Source organism: Vibrio rarus (genome assembly GCF_024347075.1).
GTDB lineage: Bacteria > Pseudomonadota > Gammaproteobacteria > Enterobacterales > Vibrionaceae > Vibrio > Vibrio rarus.
This window is the reverse complement of sequence record NZ_AP024901.1, coordinates 222,672-241,969: the sequence shown is the minus strand read 5'-3', so window position 1 is coordinate 241,969 and position 19,298 is coordinate 222,672. Positions and strand designations below refer to the sequence as shown.

Genomic DNA, 19,298 nt, shown 5'->3' with positions numbered 1-19,298 from the left:
AAAGACTCAGTTTTCATGCATTATCCTACAAACAAAATAAAATTGTCACACTGTAAAGCCATTCCACCTTAAAATTAAAAGGATTATTCAAAAATATAAGGTGATGCATGAGCTCAATGGATTCGTTGTTTAACCCAAAAGCCATTGCCATTATTGGCGCATCCACTCGGCCAATGTCATCGGGAAAAGTCATTGTCGACAATTTATTGCAATCGGGCTTTAGCGGTACCGTACTTCCGGTTAACCCCAAGCACACCTCGGTTTCTGGTGTCTATTGTTATCCTAACCTTGCCTCCCTACCTTTAGTGCCTGAATTAGCCGTCATTTGTGTAGATCATCATAATCTCAGTACGCTTTTTTCAGAACTGGATAACAAAGGGATTCGAGCGGCTCTATTAATCGCTAATGCTTTATATGATGAACCGCTGGCCACCGAACTTAAGCAACTGTCTAAACGGCACAATATCCGGTTGATGGGCCCTAATAGCTTGGGGATCTGTATGCCTTGGGCCAATATTAATGCCTCACTCTCTCCGGTGACGGTTGAGCCGGGTAAAATTGCTTTTATTTCGCAATCTGGCGCTATTGCCACCACCATGCTGGATTGGGCCAAAGATAAAAAGATCGGCTTTTCTGCTTTTGTTTCCATAGGTAGCATGGTGGATGTCAGTGTCGCCGAAGTCATTGACTACCTCAGCATGCATAGCAAAACGGAAGCCATTTTGCTGTACGTTGAACATATTCAAGATGCCCGGCGATTTATGTCTGCAGCGCGAGCCGCAGCACGTAACAAACGGGTATTAGTCCTTAAAGGAGCACGCTCCAACATTGGCAAAGAGCTCTCTATGTTGCACCATGGGGGCAGTAAATCATTAAATATTGTCTATGATTCTGCCTTTGAGCGTTGTGGATTACTTAGAGTCCACTCCACCCATGAACTTTTTGCCGCAGCGGAAACCCTTACTCACTCCATTCCGTTAAAAGGCAAACGTCTGGCCATGATAAGTAATGGCGCAGGTCCTGCCGTTATCGCCAGTGATGTATTGCATCACTTAGGCGGTAAACTGGCGCAGTTCAGCCAAGAAACAAGGCAACAGCTTGCCCAAATTTCTACAGAGTGCACCACAAATCCCATCGACTTATCCGGAGATAGGCAAAGCGAAAAACTATTACGTACCTTTACGGCACTATTAGACAGTAAAGAAATGGACGCCATACTTATCATGTATAGTCCCACAGCCATTGCTGATTCATTAACCACGGCCAATAAGTTACTGCAGATATACCATAATCACCCATATAAACGCAGAGTAAACCTTTTGACCAACTGGCTTGGGGAAACTTCTGCGAAGGAAGCGCGGCATCTTTTCTCAGCACATGGGATCCCAACGTATCGCACCCCCGAAAGTAGCGTGATGGCTTTTATGCATTTGGTTCGCTACCGCGCCAGCCAAGTGCAATTGATGGAGACCCCCCTCTCTATTGAGCATGCCCTACAAGCTGGACAAAAAGCCAAAGCGATACTGCAACAACGCATCGCCAACGCATTGCCCGTTGAAAAAGTTCATGATCTACTGCGCTGTTACCACATGCGCACCACAAAGGTTGAGCTAGGAGAGTTTTCACTACACATGCAATGTGACCCAACCTTTGGCCCGGTAATTTTACTTGGTCACTCTCCTTACCTTACGCCATTGCCCTTTAATCGCTCACAAATCAATGATCAGCATTTTGAAGCAGGCTTTCCTCCGCTGAATGAAAAACTGGCGCAATTGCTGATCAAAAAAACCGTTAAAAAAGCCAAAATAAGACCATTAACAGAGAAAAACTTTACTTCACTAACCAACAATTTGCTTCGATTCTCCCAAATCATTATCGACCAAGCGACCATCCAATCTTTACACTTAGTGGGACGTTTTGATGAGCAGCAGCGATGTCAGTTCTCACCTACTGCCATCACATTAGGGGAAACCAGTCGCAGAACGCTAGCCATTCGCCCCTATCCTGTTGAGTTGGAATCTCAATTCACACTCCACAATAATCAATCGCTATTACTACGGCCTATTAGGCCAGAAGATGAACCGCTGCACGCCCAATTCATTAATAACGTTAGCAAAGAAGATTTGTATAAACGCTTTTTCAGTGATGTAGGTGAATTTGACCATCAGGCTCTGGCTAATCTCACACAAATTGACTATGACCGAGAAATGGCACTGGTATTAGAAAGTGACGCAGGAATAGTCGGCGTTGTGCGGGCCATCACTGACATACGCAGTAACAGCGCAGAGTTTGCGGTATTAATTCGCTCCGATATGAAAGGCCAAGGTCTGGGGCGAATACTCATGCAATCCATTATCGATTATTGCCGAGACAAACACATCACTCGCCTAGAAGGCATGACCATGCCATCTAACAAAGGTATGGTCTCTCTGGCGCAAAAGTTGGGGTTTTCAACCCAAATAGACTTCGAGGAAGGCGTGGTGGAAATGGCGTTGCAACTGTAATACCTATCACAGTAAGTAAATGGTCAGAAATAGCGCAGGAAAAATGCTCGAAAACAAGGGAGAGTTTTTCTATAAGTCGTTATTCTACCATCAAAAATTGTAACGTAGTTATCGAGTATTTTAACAAGCTAGAATGACCCATTATTTAGTACGATGGGTATCGTATTCCTATAAACGAAAAAACCAACTCTATGAGTTGGTTTATCTATTTTGCAAGGTCATGCAAGGCTATCTTTGTGCTTTTATTTCTTTAACTACCATAACAGTACATACTGTAATAAACATGACGATTAGCGCAAGTTCCATATTTCCTACCTATAATAAGTATGTTAATGACATCCCCGATACGCAACAAGTTTAACAGCATGTTAGCTAAAGAACATATGGTTATTCGGAATTACTCAGGGTAACCCTTCGGATTTTCCGATTGCCAGTGCCATGTGTCTTCACACATTTGTTGCAAAGAGCGCGTTGCTTTCCACTGTAAAATGGTTTCTGCTTTGCTTGAATCTGCCCAACACTCGGCAATATCGCCCGGTCGGCGTGGTGCAATTTTATAAGCGACAGTTTTACCACTGGCTTGTTCAAATGCCTTCACCATATCTAATACACTAGAACCATTTCCGGTACCTAAGTTAAAGATGTGTAGTCCGGCTTGTTGCCCTACTTTATTTAAGGCTGCAATATGGCCATCGGCCAAATCCATAACATGAATATAATCACGAACACCCGTACCATCCGGTGTTGGGTAGTCATCACCAAATACCGATAAAAACTCACGACGCCCTACTGCCACTTGAGAAACAAATGGCATTAAATTATTGGGAATACCTTGAGGATCTTCGCCTAAATCACCACTTGGATGCGAGCCAACCGGGTTAAAGTAGCGTAGTAAGGTAATGCTCCACTGTGGATTAGCGGCATGAAAATCGGTTAAACACTCTTCAACCATCAGTTTGCTTCGTCCGTATGGATTGGTGGCACTGGTTGGGAAATCTTCAGTAATCGGCACTGAAGCAGGATCACCGTAGACCGTTGCCGATGAGCTAAACACTAAGCTTGTGACTCCAGCATCGCGCATCGCATCCACTAACACTAATGTGCCACTGACATTATTATCGAAATATTCTAACGGTTTGGCGACAGACTCACCTACCGCTTTTAAGCCTGCAAAATGAATAACTGAATCAATGTTATGACGTTTCATTGTGTCGACTAACAAGGCTTTATTACGAATATCCCCTTCAACAAACTCCACTGATTGACCCGTCACGCGCTGAATGCGTTCATTGACACTGACTTTACTATTGTAAAGGTTGTCGAAAATTACAGGAGTCATTCCAGCTTCTAATAGCTGAATACAAGTATGGCTACCAATATAGCCCATACCACCAGTCACAAGTACTTTCATGAATTTACCAACTCAATGCTTAATGGTTCAAATCATTCCATTCTAACTCAGTTTAAATTCTTTGGCGGTAGCAATTTTGCTATCTTGCGTTATTTTCTGCATTAATTAGCCCACTTTTGCACTGTAAGCCAAGCAAAACCCTCCCCCTAGAACTGAATAAAAGGCATGATAATCATGAAGCTGCATAATTGTTGCTATATAATGACCTTATGCAATAAGCACTTCGAACAGGACGTCGACAATGAAGTTAAACTGCGACATGGGTGAAAGCTATGGCTCTTGGTCCATGGGATACGATGCGCAGATAATGCCTTACATTCATATGGCAAGTATTGCCTGTGGGTTTCATGCCTCCGATGCCAATACCATGGCTCGTACCGTTGCGTTGGCGCAATCCCATAATGTCACCATTGGCGCTCATCCTGGATATGCTGATAAAGAAGGGTTTGGCCGCCGAAGTATTGCCCATAGCATGGATGAAATCACCCATTTAATTCTCTACCAAGTTGGCGCACTACAAGGCATTTGCCAGTTGCATCAAGCACAGGTGGAATACATTAAGCCCCATGGGGCTTTGTATAATGACATGATGAAAGATACCACAGTCTTTCAAGGCGTTGTTAACGCGGCCGCACATTTAAAGTTACCCTTAATGATACTGTTTACTTCCCAGCAACAGTACTTACAACTAGCCCATCACGCGCAAGTGCCATTGATACTAGAAGGGTTTGCTGATCGGCGTTATCAGGACAATGCTCACCTTGCACCCCGCTCTATGCCCGGCGCGGTTATCGACAATGCTAACGACATGCTCCATCAAGCGCATAGCATCATCCACCATCACCCTTTTCACTGCATTGATAATGGGGCGAAGATTCAACTGAACGTGGATACACTTTGCCTTCATGGGGACGGGGCAAATGCGTGCACATTTGCCAGACAACTGCGCCAACTAATAGATGGGCAACTATAAATGTCGTCTGCCAAAGATCCATTGTCCAACGCAATAACACCGACCGTGCAGCGCCCATCCATCACACGTATCGGTGAGTGCGCTATTATGATCCAATTTTCCCATCAAATTGATCGCAATCTGCCGGCGCTAATTGCGAAGCAAAGGGAGCGCATTCAACAATTTCTTACGCCTAACCCTATTAATTATGTGCCCAGCTATAACACCCTGTTACTTGAATTTTCACCCTTTGCTTTTCACTGGCCACAATTGCAGTTAAACCTTGCACATCTATTGCAACCACCATTAGCAAGCTGCGAACATCAAGTAGGGAAAAGCATAGAAATACCCACTTATTATGGGGCAGAAGTGGCCTTAGATGCACAGCGCTACCAGCAGTTGTCTGGACTGTCCTTAAATCAAGTGCAAACCCTGCACACCTCGGTTTGCTATCAAGTTTGCGCGTTAGGTTTTGCTGCAGGATTTGCTTTTATGGCCGAAGTTCCGATGCCACTACAACTGCCTAGATTGCCAACCCCAAGACCTAAAGTGGCAAAAGGAAGTGTCGCCATAGCGGGAGCACAAACGGCAATTTATCCAAATCAAAGCCCTGCTGGGTGGAACATTATTGGCCGAACACCGACTTCCCTTTATCATCCACAATCTGATCCTATGACTTTACTGGCTCCCGGTGATCGGGTGCAATTTGTGGCCATTAGCAAACAGCAGTTTATTCAGTTAGGAGGCCAGTTATGATCCCCTGTCTGAACATTATAAAAACAGGCCCAATGGCCAGCATTCAAGATATGGGCCGTAAAGGCTATGCTCATTTAGGTATCACTCAAGGTGGGGTCGCAGATGAATACGCCTTCCATTGGGCCAATAAATTATTAGCCAACCCATTTGCCTCACCCGTCATCGAAATCACCCTTGGCGGATTTGAAGCGCAATTTACGCAACGCACCGCCTTTGCCATCACAGGGGCCATCAACAATGCATTTTTAGACGAAAAACCCATTCCGAATTGGAGCGCGTCTCTCGCACGCAAGGGACAACGCCTAACCATTAAAGGGCCTCGGGAGGGGTTAAGAAACTATTTGGCATTACTCGGCGGTGTGGCAACGCCTCTTCATCACAATAGCGCCGCCACTGTGACTAAAGATGCTTTAGGGGGACTGCATTGTGATGGACGCAACCTCAGCAAGCATGACGTCATAGGTTGTGAACGCCCGCTAAACCCCACCTTTAAAAAACGCTCAGTGGATCCACGTTATATTCCACCACTGTCAGCAACACAGATCATCCCCCTAAGGGTTATGCTCGGCTCACAGCACTCCCTATTTAGTGCCGATTCCATTACCTCTTTCTTCAGTCACATTTATCAGGTCAGTGCGCAAAGCAACAAAATGGGTTATCAACTGACCGGCCCTGCTATTGAAACGCCATCACACTCACTTATTTCAGAAGCCATCACTCAAGGTGCCATTCAAGTACCCGCCAATGGTCAACCCATTATTATGCTTTGTGAGCATCAAACCATTGGTGGCTATTTAAAACTGGGCAATGTCGCCAGAATGGATTTGCCTAAATTGGCACAAGCCAAACCGGGGGCCTTGATCCGATTTAGCGAGGCCGATCCTGAGTCATGTTTGGATATCTACAAAAATTGGCTACGATTTTTTCAAAATTAAACACCACAAAAAAGCACAAAATAGTGAAAATATGTCTTGACCTATTTCCGCCGAAATTCTGATCTATAACTTTTGTGAATAACCCATATACCAAAGCCCAGAATAACTAAAGGCTAAGGGGGGATTACTTCATTTTCCTTAAAAAGTTATCCAACTAGTTATCCACAATTCGTGTGGATAACCCCTTTTCGACAAATCATTGATTCCCTTTAGTTGACCCGTTTCATCAACAAAAATAGTGGATACTATTCTCCATTTATGCTGACGACCCACCTGTAAAGCTCAGCGGACATTAGCGCTGAGCTCAAAGAATGTCAGGGCTGAGCTTACATTTAGAGCGGGGGTTAACTCTGTGTCTATGGCAGACAAATAAGCTAAGACAAGCCCCCGTTTTTCACCGGTTGTAACAACTGCTTTATCAAGCTATTGACCACTAAACTCAGCACCACTAACGTCACCATAGGCAAGGCGATCCACAATAGAGGGTGGAAACGTAATGAAAAATCAAATCCCCAATACAGCAATCCATTGACGCTGGCCTCCGCCCCTAAACTGGCCACCACGCCAGCAATGAGTGCCATTAAGCCATACTCACACCACAAGGTGGTGGAGATCCGCTGCTTACTCGCCCCTAAAGTTCGATATAAACGGATTTCCATTTGACGTTGCGCGATGCTAAGACGAAGCAAAGTGAAAATCAGCAACAAACCGGCCACCACACCTAATACTGCCAACACCGTTATAGACCAAACAATTTGCGATAATAACGACTGTATCTTATCGCCCATTTTACGAATATCTAACAGGCTTACCGTTGGGTATTGCGCAGATAAACTGCGGATCATCGCTTCATGCTGTGGCTCTATACGATACGACACCATAAATGCCCCTGGCATTTTGTCCGCATAAGAAGGGGCAAAAATAAAATAAAAATTGGGTTTCATTTCGCGCCACTCTACGCGGCGAATACTGTTTACCACCGCCTCGATATTTTGCCCGCTAATGCTAAAGCCTAGAGTGTCACCAATACGTAAATTCAGAGCTTCAGCCACTTCAGACTCCACGGAAACCCCATTCTCACTGCCCCATTCACCTTCTAGCGTGTCATTGTAACTGGGTAACTGCTGCGCCCAAGTTAAATTCAGTTCTCGACGCACCGCATCGGTATCTTGTTGCTGTTTAACCAACTTAGCATCCACACCATTAACGCTCACTAAACGACCCCGAATAATTGGAAACGCCTGTGAACGCTCTATGTGGGCGGCATCTAAATGTTGTAAATAGCCCTCTAGTTCGTAAGAGGCAATATTAATGGCAAATGCGTTCGGCGCATTCGCCGGAAGCGTGCTACGCCAATCTTGCAATAAATCCGTTCGCACTAACCACACAATGGCGAGCAGCATTAAAGACAATGACAAGGCACCAAACTGTAAGCCACTTGCCATAGAAGATCGATTGAGCCGACTGACCGCCAGTGCCATGGCAGGGCGCAGTGTAAAGGTGCCGATAAAGCGCGACACCGCAATGGCCACCAAACCTAACACCACAAACAGTAACAACATGCCAGCTAAGACAATCCACACTAAGGTGTTTGAGGCATACACAAACAGCATAGGCAGCAAAGGCACCGCCACCAGCCACCAGCTCTTGCCTGATTTTTGTAACGAAGGTTGCAGCACGTTGCTGGCCGACGTTTGCAACAAATTAATCATTGGAATACCCAGAGCCGGTATCCCAATAAACAAGCAACTCATAATGGAGACAAACAAAGGGGTGACACCGTAACTAGGCAAGGGATCGGGAAGCAAGTCCGCCAGAGGTAAACGAAGCAACACCTCTAATCCATAACCAATGGCCACGCCAAAGACTGCGCCAATGACAAACAACAGCATCACTTGCAACAATAACCAGCGGCCAATCCAACGTTTACTGGCTCCGATACTTTTCAGCATCGCCACTGTTTGGCGACGCCCTGCCACATAATGCTGACAAGTCAGTACTAAAGTAGTGGCCGCCATGATCACAACAATGGCCACGGTTAATGATAAATATTGAGTGGTACGAGTAAACATATCGTTAGTACGACTGCGGCTATTTTCATCTCGCCATCGGTCGCTAGGCGTTAACACCACCTGCTCTTTTAACTGTTGTAATGTTTGTTCAGTGCCGGTAAAAAACTGTTGATAACGCACTCGAGAACCTAATTGTAGCGCTCCGGTTTTATCTATATCACTGCTATGAATCATCGCCGTTGGCATCTGCTGGAAAGGGTTAAAGCTCAACCCCGGTTGCTGCTCTAAAGTGCCACTTAATACAAAATCCGCATCACCAATTGTGACGACGTCACCTTTTTTCACCTGAAGTGCCAACATGGCACTCTCTTCAAGCCATAATTGCCCTGAACTCACATGCGATCCTGTGGTGGAATCCGAACTTAACTGCAAGTCACCACGCAATGGGTAGGCACTATTGACCGCCTTTACCGTCACTAAAAGCATCTCTTGATCACTAAACGCCATGGTCGCAAAACTGACCATAGAAGCACTGTTGACGCCCGCAGGTAACGACTTTACATTGAGGGTTTCAGGAGGCGGATTGGCGGAGCGATACACCAGATCGGCGGTCAGCGCATCTCTACCCTGCTTTACGATCACCTGCTCCATACGTTCGGCTAATGCCGATAACGCAAACACACAGGCAATAATTAAGGTTAACGCCACAGACACAGGCCATAACTGACCATGACGGATCTCTTTAAAGCTCCACGACAATAAACGTCCATTGAGTGTTGCACTTGCTACCGGTTTAAGAGCGCGGGTTGATTGTTGCATAACGCCCCCTACAGCACTTGGCTTGAGTCAGAAGAGGCTAAGTGCGTTTCCAGTTTACCGGAGTTCATATACAGCACTCGATCACAGCGGGCAGCAAGAGCGTTATCATGGGTGACCATAATCAGTGTTGTGCCGTGCTGCTGATTTAAATTGAACAACTGCTCTACTATGTTTTTCGCCGTCTGTTGATCTAAATTTCCGGTGGGTTCATCGGCAAACAGTATTTTCGGGCTCAACATAAAGGCTCGGGCTAAGGCCACGCGTTGCTGCTCCCCGCCAGACAATTGCGAGGGTAGGTGATGCATGCGCTTTTCAAGACCCACAGAGGTAAGCAACTGGCTTGCTCGTTGTTTATCTTCCCCTTCCCCTCGTAATAAGCAAGGCAAAGTGACATTGTCTAATGCCGATAAGCTGGGAATTAATAAGAAACTTTGGAAGACAAAACCAATATGCTGACTGCGTAAATCCGCCCTTTGCTCATCATCTAATTGCGATAACGAATGCCCTAATATTTCAACATCCCCTTCGCTGGCAATATCGAGCCCCGCTAACAAGGTCATCAAGGTAGACTTACCTGCTCCAGATGCGCCCACAATCGCCACACTTTCACCTGCACAGATGTCCAAGTTTACATCTTGTAGGATTGTTAAATGCTCTTGTTTAGTAGAGACTGTTTTAGTTAACGATGTTGCCTTTATAACGGATGTGGTCATGATACGTGTGCTTTCCTTAATTATTCTGTTCTTTTCTTTTAACGCCAGTGCCAGCAATCTTTTAATACTCGGCGACAGCTTAAGTGCGGGCTATCAAATGCCCATTGAAAAAGCCTGGCCCACTTTACTGCGAGAGGAGTTGGCTCAGCGCGGTCACCCAATGACGATTATAAACGGCAGCATTTCTGGAGATACCACCGGAAACGGCTTAACCCGCCTACCCTCGCTCTTGCAACAACACAAACCGGATTACGTGTTAATCGAATTAGGGGCTAATGATGGCTTACGAGGATTCCCTCCCAAGCTGATCAAAAATAACCTCGAAAAACTGATTACGACCAGTCAAGACAACGGCGCTAAAGTGATCCTGATGCAAATACAAGTGCCACCCAATTACGGCAAACGTTATACGCAAGCATTTGCACAAATATATCCTACCGTGAGTAAAAGGGAAAACGTTGATTTAATTCCTTTTTTTCTAACAGAGATCATCACAAATAACGATTTAATGATGCAAGACGGCCTGCACCCAAAAGCAAAAGCGCAACCTTGGATTGCCAAATTTGTGGCCGACGAGCTAACGCCATTGCTGTAATCCGCTTTTTAAGCATGTTTACGTTATAACCTGACTCAAAAACACACTATATAGGGGTAAACAAAACCGATGATCATTGAACCCATAATCAAAGGTGTCGTGGCGCGCAGTGCTCACCCTGCAGGCTGTGAGCAAGGAATACGCCAACACATTGACCTCGTATCTCGCGCCGCTCCCATTACACAAGGGCCCAAGCGGGTACTCATTTTAGGGGGGTCCTCCGGTTTTGGCTTAGCGGCGCGCATCGCTTTAACCTTTGGCGGAGCCGAGGCCGATACCATCGCCGTCTCTTTTGAACGCGGGCCATCAGAGAAAGGGGTGGGCAGTGCCGGATGGTACAACAACATTTACTTCAAGCAGCACGCAACCGCGGCGGGAAGAAAAGCCATCAATATTGTTGGGGATGCGTTTTCCACACCAGTTAGGCAACAAGTGCTTAGCGCCATAGCCAATGAATTTGACGGGCAAGTGGATCTGATCATTTATAGCCTTGCCTGCGGAGTGCGCCCGCAAGGAAAAGACGACAAAATGTGGCATTCCGCCATTAAGCCTATAGGGGGCAACCTTTGTGGTGCTAGCATTAATTTACAAGATGACAGCTGGCAAGAAACGGAGTTAACCGCAGCCAGTGACCGTGAGATCCATGACACAGAGAAAGTGATGGGCGGTGAAGATTGGCAGCAGTGGATCGAGCTGCTTATTTTGCACAACGCCATAGCACCGCAATGTCGCACCGTGGCCTTTTCTTATATTGGCCCGCAATACACATACCCTATCTACCATCAAGGGACATTAGGCCGGGCCAAAACGCACCTTCATCACACCAGTGATGAATTAAACCAAAAACTGGCTCCATTCAATGGTGAAGCCTATACCTGTGTCTGTAAGGCACTGGTGACCAAAGCCAGTGTGTTTATTCCTACCTTTTCCCCTTATCTGTTAGCCTTGTATAAAACAATGAAAGAGCAAGGGGTTCATGAAACCTGCATTGAGCAGATGCAACGGCTATTCAACTCTAAGTTTTATCCTCAAGCACAAGTTGATGCGCAGCGCCTGATCCGCATGGACGACTGGGAACTCAGCTCTAGCGTACAAAGCAAAACTCTGCAACGACTACAGCAAATGAATAGCGACAACTTCCGTGAAGTCGGCGACTATCACGGATATAAACAAGAGTTTTTGCAATTAAATGGCTTCGCTTTTGATGATGTGGATTATGAACAGCACTACTGTATTGAACAGCTTCAAGCGCTAACGCCCTAATAACTTGCTGGTCTTTTACCGCGAAGAGGAAATGTACCGCGAGGAGGACACACAAAGCGGTAGAAGACATACCTTGTGCCCAACCAGAGCTATTACGTTATTTGCTACGATGGCTATTAGGTCTATCCTTACTGTTATACGCGCGTGTTGTGGGTGACGGCCCAGCCTTGCTCCACACCACTCGCCCTATCAATAGCCAGCAAGGTAACGGATTACACAATGGCCAGAGTCGATACTCAGCAACTTGAGGTACCCAATAAAATTTACTCTAGCTGGCAAGATATGCTGGAAAACTTAGCACAATTTACCCATGTGCCTGTCAGCATGATTAATCGCTTAAATCAAAATCAGCTCGATGTGTACTGTTGTAACCACAGCATAAAAAACCCTTTCAAAATGGGCGAATCCTTCCCTTTAGGAGGACACCATTTTTGTGAAACAACCTTAAAAAACAATGCCATATTGGTGGTCGCCGATCGTTTTCAAGACCCACAATGGCAACCTATATCAACGTCACTGCCCAACAACATCGTCGCTTATTTAGGGGTGCCCTTGCACTGGCCTAATGGCACTCCGTTTGGCACGTTATCTATTTTAGATTCCAAGACCAACCACTTTAAAATTGTCATTCGCGAGTTGTTAGCCATTTTTAAAGACTCCATAGAAGCACAATTGACGGTTATCTATCAAAATCAAAAGTTAAAGTTGGTGAATAAAGAGCTGCAAACACGTATTCAAAATCGCACCGTAGAGTTGGCCAACCTGAGTTATCAGTTAGATAAAGAGTGCAACAAAAGAAAACAATTGGAACGAGAGATTCACTATCAACTGCATCATGATACGGGTAGTGGATTATTAAACGCTAAGGCATGGGAGATAGAAAGCAACCGCATGGTGAATCAAGCGGATCTGTTTAATCAAGAAGTGGCGGTATTCTATTTAGGTATCAGTAATGGGCAAAGAATACAGATAGATATGGGAGCGGACACCTTAGATAAAATTATCAAACAGCTTAAAGATAAATTAGGCCAACTTAGCCCGCATCGCCAACTGTGTGCCCGTCCTCGCTCCAATGATATTGCTTTCACTCTATTGTCCAACAGCACCAGCAAAAATTACGATACGATAATTCAGCAAATCATGGAGGTGACTTCACAAGATTTTGACGTCAATAATGGTAAAGTTCGACTGCAAGTTTATGTGGGCGTCTCTATCAGTCACCCTCAGCATAATCAACAAAACCTCGCTTTAACGGTACAAGCCTATCAAGCTATGCAACATGCCCGTGAGTCAGGCAAACGCATTGTTTTTTTTGATGACAATCAAGCAGAACACAATACTCGTCTCAATCGCCTAGAAAGTTATTTCATCGAATCCATTAGAGACAAAGCCATCAAGCTGTTTTATCAACCGCAAATTGAATTAGAAAATGGTCAATGCCACAGTGCCAGTACTTCCATTCGCTGGGATCACCCCATTCTTGGCAATGTGTCAGAGCTCTCCATCAGTCAATTATGCGATCAACCAGAAATTGCCGATGCCCTGTGTCACTTTCTGCTGCGCAAATCCATTTATCAAGTCAAGCAATGGCGCAGCATCAAACCTCAGTTTCGCGTGGCCATTAAGCTCAACGCCTGCCAACTGGCATCAAAACATTTAGCTGAGTCTATTCATCAATGGCTTAAAGAGGCCAATTTAGCCGGAGATGCATTAGAGATCGAAGTGTCAGAAAAACAACTTTTTGCCAATGAAGCCACCTTACAGTCTACCCTTGAGCACCTATCAAAACTCTCGGTTGCTCTTACCCTGTGTGACTTTGGCCATGGACATGCCTCGTTTAGCTATCTAAAACACAGTCCGTTCCGACGCATTAAAATTGACAAATCCTTTATTGATAACCTGCAGCACAGCTCAGAAGATCGCAGCTTTTTGCACTCACTCATGCAAATCACCACCAAATTGGGCTTAGATACCGTATTGACCGGAGTTGAAACCAAAGAGCAGGAGCAATGGCTGTTACAGTTTGACGGCCCCTTTGCCGAAGGCAAAAGGTATCACGGACCGATGACACGCAAAGATTTTGCACAGATTTTGCATCAGCAAAGGGATATCAACCAGCCTCATAGCAATCACAGTCAGTGAACATGAATATTTTCACACATCCTTAGCCAAGGGTTGATATAATCCCCCCCATGCTTGACACCTCATGCTTGACATCTAGGGCTCCCAAATGGATCTGCTTACCGCAAAACTAAAAAAACTCGAAAAACAAAACTACCGTGCTTATCAACAGATCAAGGGCAGTTATGACTTTACTGACTTCACTTTGCATATTGACCAAGTACAAGGGGACCCGTATGCATCTGCCTCAAGATTTAGAGCCATTCGACCATGGTCTGTCACCGGTTTAGATTTTATATTACAAACGTCTGCGGCCTATCAATTGGCTGCCCGAGACTTTATTGGCCGAACACTGGCCGAGTATGCCAAACAAGATAACGCCATCTCAGTGGCGACCACAGGACAAGTTGTCCTTGATAATACCGCGGTACTGTTTACCGATGAAGGCATTGAATTACGTTTTCGGATTAACCTTCCTGCCGATGGCCGTGCCATTTTAGCCAAAAAAGCACTGAATATTATCACCTTCTATTTGCCAAAGTATTTACGTAAAGCCACCCTTTGGCGAGAGCTACCCCAGCAACGTTTTACCGAGCATTGTGAAGTGGTGGAAGATCAATATGCACTACAAGAGCAGCTCCATCATCACAACCTAGTGAGCTTTATCGCCAACGGCAGTATGTTGCCCCGAGTGAGCGGTGAAAGCGATATTCCGATGAAAGATGCCCTACCGATGCAGGCACCAAAAGAGCTAGCGGTCACCTTACATGCACCTAATCGCGGTTATATTACCGGTCTTGGGATCAAAAAAGGCATCACCTTAATTGTTGGGGGTGGATTTCATGGTAAATCCACCCTACTCAATGGCATTGAGAAATCCATTTACGCACATATTCCAGGTGATGGCCGAGAGTATTGCGTCACCGATCCACTGAGCATGAAAATTCGCGCAGAAGATGGTCGTTGCGTTCACAACCTCAACATTGCCAATTTTATCAATCATCTGCCCATGCAAAAGTCCACCACCGACTTCTCGACACAAGATGCTTCTGGCTCCACATCCCAAGCGGCTTGGTTACAAGAGTCCATTGAGTCTGGTGCGAAAAGCCTGCTAATTGATGAAGATACGTCGGCAACTAACTTCATGATCCGCGATGAGCGTATGCAAGCCTTAGTGGCCAAAGAAGCGGAACCCATCACCCCACTGGTGGATAGAATCGCCGAGCTACGTGATAGTGAAGATATCAGTTGTGTGATTGTGATGGGGGGTTCAGGGGATTACCTTGATGAAGCAGACAACGTCATACAGATGCACGAATATCAACCGGTGGATGTAACGGCTAAAGCCAAGCAAGTGGTCGCGCAGCACCCTAGCGAACGCTCTCATGAACGAGAGCAACCACTGCAACGCACGTCGCCGCGAGCTTTTCATCGAGCCTGCTTGCAAACACTTCTAGCTGAAGGGAAATTTCGTGTCGGGGCCAAAGGCAATAGCTCTCTGCGCTTTGGCAAAGAGTTTGTTGATATTTCAGCCCTAGAGCAATTACAGACAGCAAATGAAGTCAATGCCATCGGCTGGCTTTGGTTCCAAGTGGCGCAAACCCCGGGCTGGAGTTCCGATCTCAGCAAAGAGTTTCAAACTCAGCTTGATCAAAATCAATGGCACGCATTAATGCCAAATAATGGCGATATGGCTAAGCCGCGGATTCTCGATATTTTTGCCACCCTCAATCGCTTACGTAAAGCGCAGTTTAAACCGGCAAAATAAGAGAATGCTATTTAAGTGAGGCGACATGGGTTAACCCTATGCCGCCTCACTTGTTACCATCAAAGACATGAACTATGTACCGCAAAGCACACAAGCACTGCCCTTCTAGAATTTTTTAACAAAGCGCCCCATCAATCCCGGATGATAACTCCAATGGTGACTAAAAATATCCAACAAACTGGGGTTACCGTATTTCGATAGACTGACTGCGTGAAAGCGATTGTGCCGCGCTTTCAGATCTTCCACTTTATCCACCATATCTTGAGACTGTTTCGGAGCAATGAAGTCCGATAACACCACCATATCTGCATTCAAAAATTTATCTGTGTACATCAAGTCTATGCATTTTTGCAAAACGGGTTCAAAGTCCGTCCCCCCGTGAAAAGTGTAAGAGAGAAAATCACTGGCCTCTCGCAAACCCTCTTTTTTGGTTAACTCATAGGTAATTTGCTCGGTGGAGAACAAGATCACAAAACACTCACGCTGCTCTGATAAGGCAATTTGCATCAAAGCAAATGCAATGGCTTTTGCGCACTGCTCTGGAAAGCCACTCATGGAGCCCGAGGCATCCACGCACACAATAAATGGGCCCTTTTCTAATTCCATTTCACTGGCATTTGGGGTGTGGGCATTAATTTTGCGTAATTTACGAGACTTACCCGTGGTGCGATAATTTAATAATTGTTTATCGACCAAGTGTTTATAGAAAATCATTTCTAATTCTGGGTAGGCCAAAAACATGGTTTCATAGGGCAACATTTTATTCAGATCGTCACTTTCATGAATACCGACAATATCGTCTGTAGCTTGATCCGATTGCTCTTCAACAATGCGTAACTCCGCGGCCGGTTGCTTTCTTAAAGAAGGATCATCCACTTGATTGGCCATTCGTCCCAATGCATTGGCGATCTCTTTTAACCCTTTATTTTTACGCAAAAACGCCGCGTATTTAGCCATAGTGGACACATCGGTACGGCTTAAACGGGCCGCCGCCATATCCCACAGTCGCCCTTGTTGCGCTTCATCACCGGCATCGGCTATTTGACGCATGTTCTTGATGTTTTCCATACGGTTATACAGATCATCAAGAAACTTCTGTTTATCATGCTCTAACTCTTTAAGCTGCATTTTTTCAATGGTATGAAAAAGGGACTGATACCATTGGTCGCAAAAAAAGTGCGCAAACATAGGATTTGGGGCTTCGCTTTGTCGCTCAAGCAAGCGCTTCCCTGTAGCGTAAAAATCACTTCGCCCTTTCAGTTCAGCCACCACCGATTCGATATCCTCGGCAAATTGTCCTTCATCCCAGTGAATGACTTTTTGGTAAAGGGCCAACTCCTCACGCATTTGTTCCGATTCAGAGACTTTACTCATGCGTCTGGACACTGAACCCTTCCATTTGCGTAAATGGCTCTTTACTGACGCTTGCATGCCAGGTTTTTCTGATGACATCAAAACCTGACTACGACCTATTAAATCGTTCATCGCTGTTTCGACCATGCCTGAATCTGCCACTGACATCGCCAGATTTAATGCATCAACACCGAGCATTGAACCTCCTATTCAGCAAAAAACTTAGCTAAAAAACCAATTCTTTGCGCCCTCTTTTTTTGCGTTTGCTGAGCGTCATTCAGTGATTGCGCCAATTGTTGCAAACTGGCCTCCATGGCTGTGGGAAGCTCAGGTTCAATAAAGTTGTGTGGCAAAGCACCATGAAAATCGGAACGCACTTTAGTGAGTAACAATTCCATATTCATTAGGTTATCAACGGCGCTGTTGGCTTTGTTATGCCAAGTTTGATGACCTTCGCCATCTAAACCTGCATAAGTCACTAAGCTCAATAACACAGAGCGATTAGCGATATCTTTGATGACCAAGCGACTGTCACCATCTAACGCAAACTTTAACGACAGCAAGTTAGGATTATGGTTCACATAGCCATACACATTACCGCCACCATGGCTGATCATATTCACTAAATCCGTATGTGCCACAAACACATAGCGGGTATCCCCTTTATCATGCTCTGATACTGATTGGTTACTTTGTAATAAGACTAATTTCACCAAGTTATGGGCATTACCTACACTATGAGGACGCCAATCGTCAAAATTGGCCTTGAAACCTTCTTTCCCTTTACGCAACAATCCCGTTCCCGGTTCAGACTCCACACTCATAACGTAGTCTTGTTCAATTTGTTGCTGAATATCATCTAAAGTCTGACGACTGTCTTCTATGGTTTGAGAGATTTGTTGCTGATTAAACGCATGCTTAAGGGCAAATTCACGCATAACATCGCGAACAATTAATCGTGACTCTGGGCTGTTCCATAAACAATCTTGGATCAACAACAAGTCTAGGGCGTTTATTTTAACTCGGCCATTAAAAAAGGCGCTGGCTTTCAGCAGTTTCACCGCTTTTTTCCAACGACGATCCGACACATACAATTCATCGGCGCTTAAGGTCTGTTTGGCATCATTATGACGCGCCTCTAGCATGGTTTTTAATTGATAAAGTTTATCAAACACCTCATCAGGCAAAGGCATACTGTCTAACTCAGATAGCCATTGCTCATATTCGTGATTAGAGATGGTCAAGTCATCAGGCACGTGCGCTTCTTGAGGCGTTCCTACCGTTAGCATGCTATGAAAATTTTGTTTATCTTGAATACGATTGACAAAAATACGCACCAACATACGGTCGTATAACGCATCTAAACCACTGTCTTGATCCGGTAGTTCATTGGATGCGGAGATCAGAAGGCGCATCGGCACTTTCTCAATGTCACTGCCATTTTTAAACGTTTTCTCGTTCACCACGGTCAATAATGTATTTAAAATGGCCGGTCCCGCTTTCCAAATTTCATCCAAAAACACCACATTGGCGGTAGGTAAATACCCTTTGGTCAGTCGAACATAACGCCCATGATCTTTCAGCTCTTGAATACTCAAAGGCCCAAACACTTCTTCTGGGGTGGAAAAGCGCGTCATTAAATATTCAAAATAACTGCTGCTCTCAAAAGCGGAGATAAGACGTTTTGCGATAAGACTTTTGGCAATTCCAGGGGGGCCGAGTAAGAAAACACTCTCTCCGGCTAACGCGGCGAGTAGACAAAGCTTTATGGTATGTTCACGTTCGTAAACACCTTCCGAAAGCACTTTAACTAATTTATTAATTCGTTCAGACCGCAGTGCTCGTTGTGCGTGAGAAACTCGAGTAGGTTCCATTATTAAAAAGCTCCATGACAGCGTCTATGTATTGTTTTTATATCCAAGTTAATCATTTGTTACAATAACAAATTTACTTATGCAGTTCTTACAAGTTAACGAGATCTACATCACAGGGCAATGTTAGACTGTTACAATGCTATTTAACCCATGTGGTCAATGCATTACTTTGGGTTGTAATAAATATGAAAAGCCACATTCAAACCGTGATCTTGTACGTAA

General features: G+C 45.1%; 13 protein-coding genes. 8 read left to right on the top strand and 5 right to left on the bottom strand.

What is annotated here, in order from left to right; all coding sequences use genetic code 11:
* Nucleotides 1-107 precede the first annotated feature (107 nt).
* The gene (locus tag OCU56_RS14140; protein ID WP_261875367.1) at nt 108-2,504 is read left to right on the top strand and encodes a bifunctional acetate--CoA ligase family protein/GNAT family N-acetyltransferase; all 2,397 of its coding nucleotides are present in this window, start codon (nt 108-110) and stop codon (nt 2,502-2,504) included.
* A 397-nt stretch (nt 2,505-2,901) separates the two neighbouring features.
* On the opposite strand, the gene galE is transcribed toward OCU56_RS14140, so the two are convergent.
* Nucleotides 2,902-3,915 carry a UDP-glucose 4-epimerase GalE gene (gene galE, locus OCU56_RS14135; protein ID WP_261875366.1) on the bottom strand — a complete coding sequence of 338 codons (1,014 nt, stop codon included), beginning with the start codon at nt 3,913-3,915 and terminating at the stop codon, nt 2,902-2,904.
* A 241-nt stretch (nt 3,916-4,156) separates the two neighbouring features.
* On the opposite strand from galE, the gene OCU56_RS14130 reads away from it, so the two are divergent.
* From OCU56_RS14130 to OCU56_RS14120, 3 genes are read left to right on the top strand one after another with little or no spacing between them, the layout of a single operon-like run.
* Entirely contained in the window at nt 4,157-4,888 is a 732-nt protein-coding gene (locus OCU56_RS14130) for a 5-oxoprolinase subunit PxpA (protein WP_261875365.1), read from the top strand.
* Nucleotides 4,889-5,623 carry a 5-oxoprolinase subunit B family protein gene (locus OCU56_RS14125; RefSeq protein WP_261875364.1) on the top strand — a complete coding sequence of 245 codons (735 nt, stop codon included), beginning with the start codon at nt 4,889-4,891 and terminating at the stop codon, nt 5,621-5,623.
* Nucleotides 5,620-6,558, top strand: coding sequence for a 5-oxoprolinase subunit C family protein (locus tag OCU56_RS14120; RefSeq protein WP_261875363.1), 939 nt, complete (start codon nt 5,620-5,622; stop codon nt 6,556-6,558). The genes OCU56_RS14125 and OCU56_RS14120 overlap by 4 nt, the downstream gene beginning before the upstream one ends.
* Before the next feature lie 374 nt (nt 6,559-6,932).
* On the opposite strand, the gene OCU56_RS14115 is transcribed toward OCU56_RS14120, so the two are convergent.
* Together OCU56_RS14115 and OCU56_RS14110 are read right to left on the bottom strand one after the other, a co-directional pair.
* Nucleotides 6,933-9,389: an ABC transporter permease gene (locus OCU56_RS14115; RefSeq protein WP_261875362.1), complete on the bottom strand. Its 2,457-nt coding sequence runs from the start codon at nt 9,387-9,389 to the stop codon at nt 6,933-6,935.
* 8 nt (nt 9,390-9,397) lie between these two features.
* Entirely contained in the window at nt 9,398-10,102 is a 705-nt protein-coding gene (locus tag OCU56_RS14110; protein WP_261875361.1) for an ABC transporter ATP-binding protein, read from the bottom strand.
* Between OCU56_RS14110 and OCU56_RS14105 the strand changes: the two genes are divergently transcribed.
* The 4 genes from OCU56_RS14105 (at nt 10,101) to OCU56_RS14090 (ending at nt 15,849) form a co-directional block, all read left to right on the top strand.
* A complete protein-coding gene (locus tag OCU56_RS14105) occupies nt 10,101-10,697 on the top strand; it encodes an arylesterase (protein ID WP_261875360.1) in 597 nt (198 codons plus the stop codon). The genes OCU56_RS14110 and OCU56_RS14105 overlap by 2 nt on opposite strands.
* A 69-nt stretch (nt 10,698-10,766) precedes the next feature.
* Nucleotides 10,767-11,960 (top strand): enoyl-ACP reductase FabV, encoded by a 1,194-nt coding sequence (gene fabV, locus OCU56_RS14100; protein ID WP_261875359.1) that lies wholly within the window; start codon nt 10,767-10,769, stop codon nt 11,958-11,960.
* Nucleotides 11,961-12,179: 219 nt separating this feature from the next.
* Nucleotides 12,180-14,102 (top strand): EAL domain-containing protein, encoded by a 1,923-nt coding sequence (locus tag OCU56_RS14095; RefSeq protein ID WP_261875358.1) that lies wholly within the window; start codon nt 12,180-12,182, stop codon nt 14,100-14,102.
* Nucleotides 14,103-14,190: 88 nt separating this feature from the next.
* Nucleotides 14,191-15,849, top strand: coding sequence for an ABC-ATPase domain-containing protein (locus OCU56_RS14090; RefSeq protein WP_261875357.1), 1,659 nt, complete (start codon nt 14,191-14,193; stop codon nt 15,847-15,849).
* Nucleotides 15,850-15,954: 105 nt separating this feature from the next.
* Here OCU56_RS14090 and viaA read toward each other — a convergent pair whose 3' ends face one another.
* Nucleotides 15,955-17,400 (bottom strand): ATPase RavA stimulator ViaA, encoded by a 1,446-nt coding sequence (gene viaA / locus OCU56_RS14085; protein WP_261875356.1) that lies wholly within the window; start codon nt 17,398-17,400, stop codon nt 15,955-15,957.
* Between the two features lie 8 nt (nt 17,401-17,408).
* Complete coding sequence (locus OCU56_RS14080; RefSeq protein WP_261875619.1) at nt 17,409-19,079, bottom strand: ATPase RavA domain-containing protein; 1,671 nt, start codon at nt 19,077-19,079, stop codon at nt 17,409-17,411.
* Nucleotides 19,080-19,298 lie beyond the last annotated feature (219 nt).

Coding starts and splice junctions, on each gene's coding strand:
- OCU56_RS14140 (WP_261875367.1), top strand. CDS start 108: ATGAGCTCAATGGATTCGTTGTTTAACCCAAAAGCCATTGCCATTATT.
- galE (WP_261875366.1), bottom strand. CDS start 3,915: ATGAAAGTACTTGTGACTGGTGGTATGGGCTATATTGGTAGCCATACT.
- OCU56_RS14130 (WP_261875365.1), top strand. CDS start 4,157: ATGAAGTTAAACTGCGACATGGGTGAAAGCTATGGCTCTTGGTCCATG.
- OCU56_RS14125 (WP_261875364.1), top strand. CDS start 4,889: ATGTCGTCTGCCAAAGATCCATTGTCCAACGCAATAACACCGACCGTG.
- OCU56_RS14120 (WP_261875363.1), top strand. CDS start 5,620: ATGATCCCCTGTCTGAACATTATAAAAACAGGCCCAATGGCCAGCATT.
- OCU56_RS14115 (WP_261875362.1), bottom strand. CDS start 9,389: ATGCAACAATCAACCCGCGCTCTTAAACCGGTAGCAAGTGCAACACTC.
- OCU56_RS14105 (WP_261875360.1), top strand. CDS start 10,101: ATGATACGTGTGCTTTCCTTAATTATTCTGTTCTTTTCTTTTAACGCC.
- OCU56_RS14110 (WP_261875361.1), bottom strand. CDS start 10,102: ATGACCACATCCGTTATAAAGGCAACATCGTTAACTAAAACAGTCTCT.
- fabV (WP_261875359.1), top strand. CDS start 10,767: ATGATCATTGAACCCATAATCAAAGGTGTCGTGGCGCGCAGTGCTCAC.
- OCU56_RS14095 (WP_261875358.1), top strand. CDS start 12,180: ATGGCCAGAGTCGATACTCAGCAACTTGAGGTACCCAATAAAATTTAC.
- OCU56_RS14090 (WP_261875357.1), top strand. CDS start 14,191: ATGGATCTGCTTACCGCAAAACTAAAAAAACTCGAAAAACAAAACTAC.
- viaA (WP_261875356.1), bottom strand. CDS start 17,400: ATGCTCGGTGTTGATGCATTAAATCTGGCGATGTCAGTGGCAGATTCA.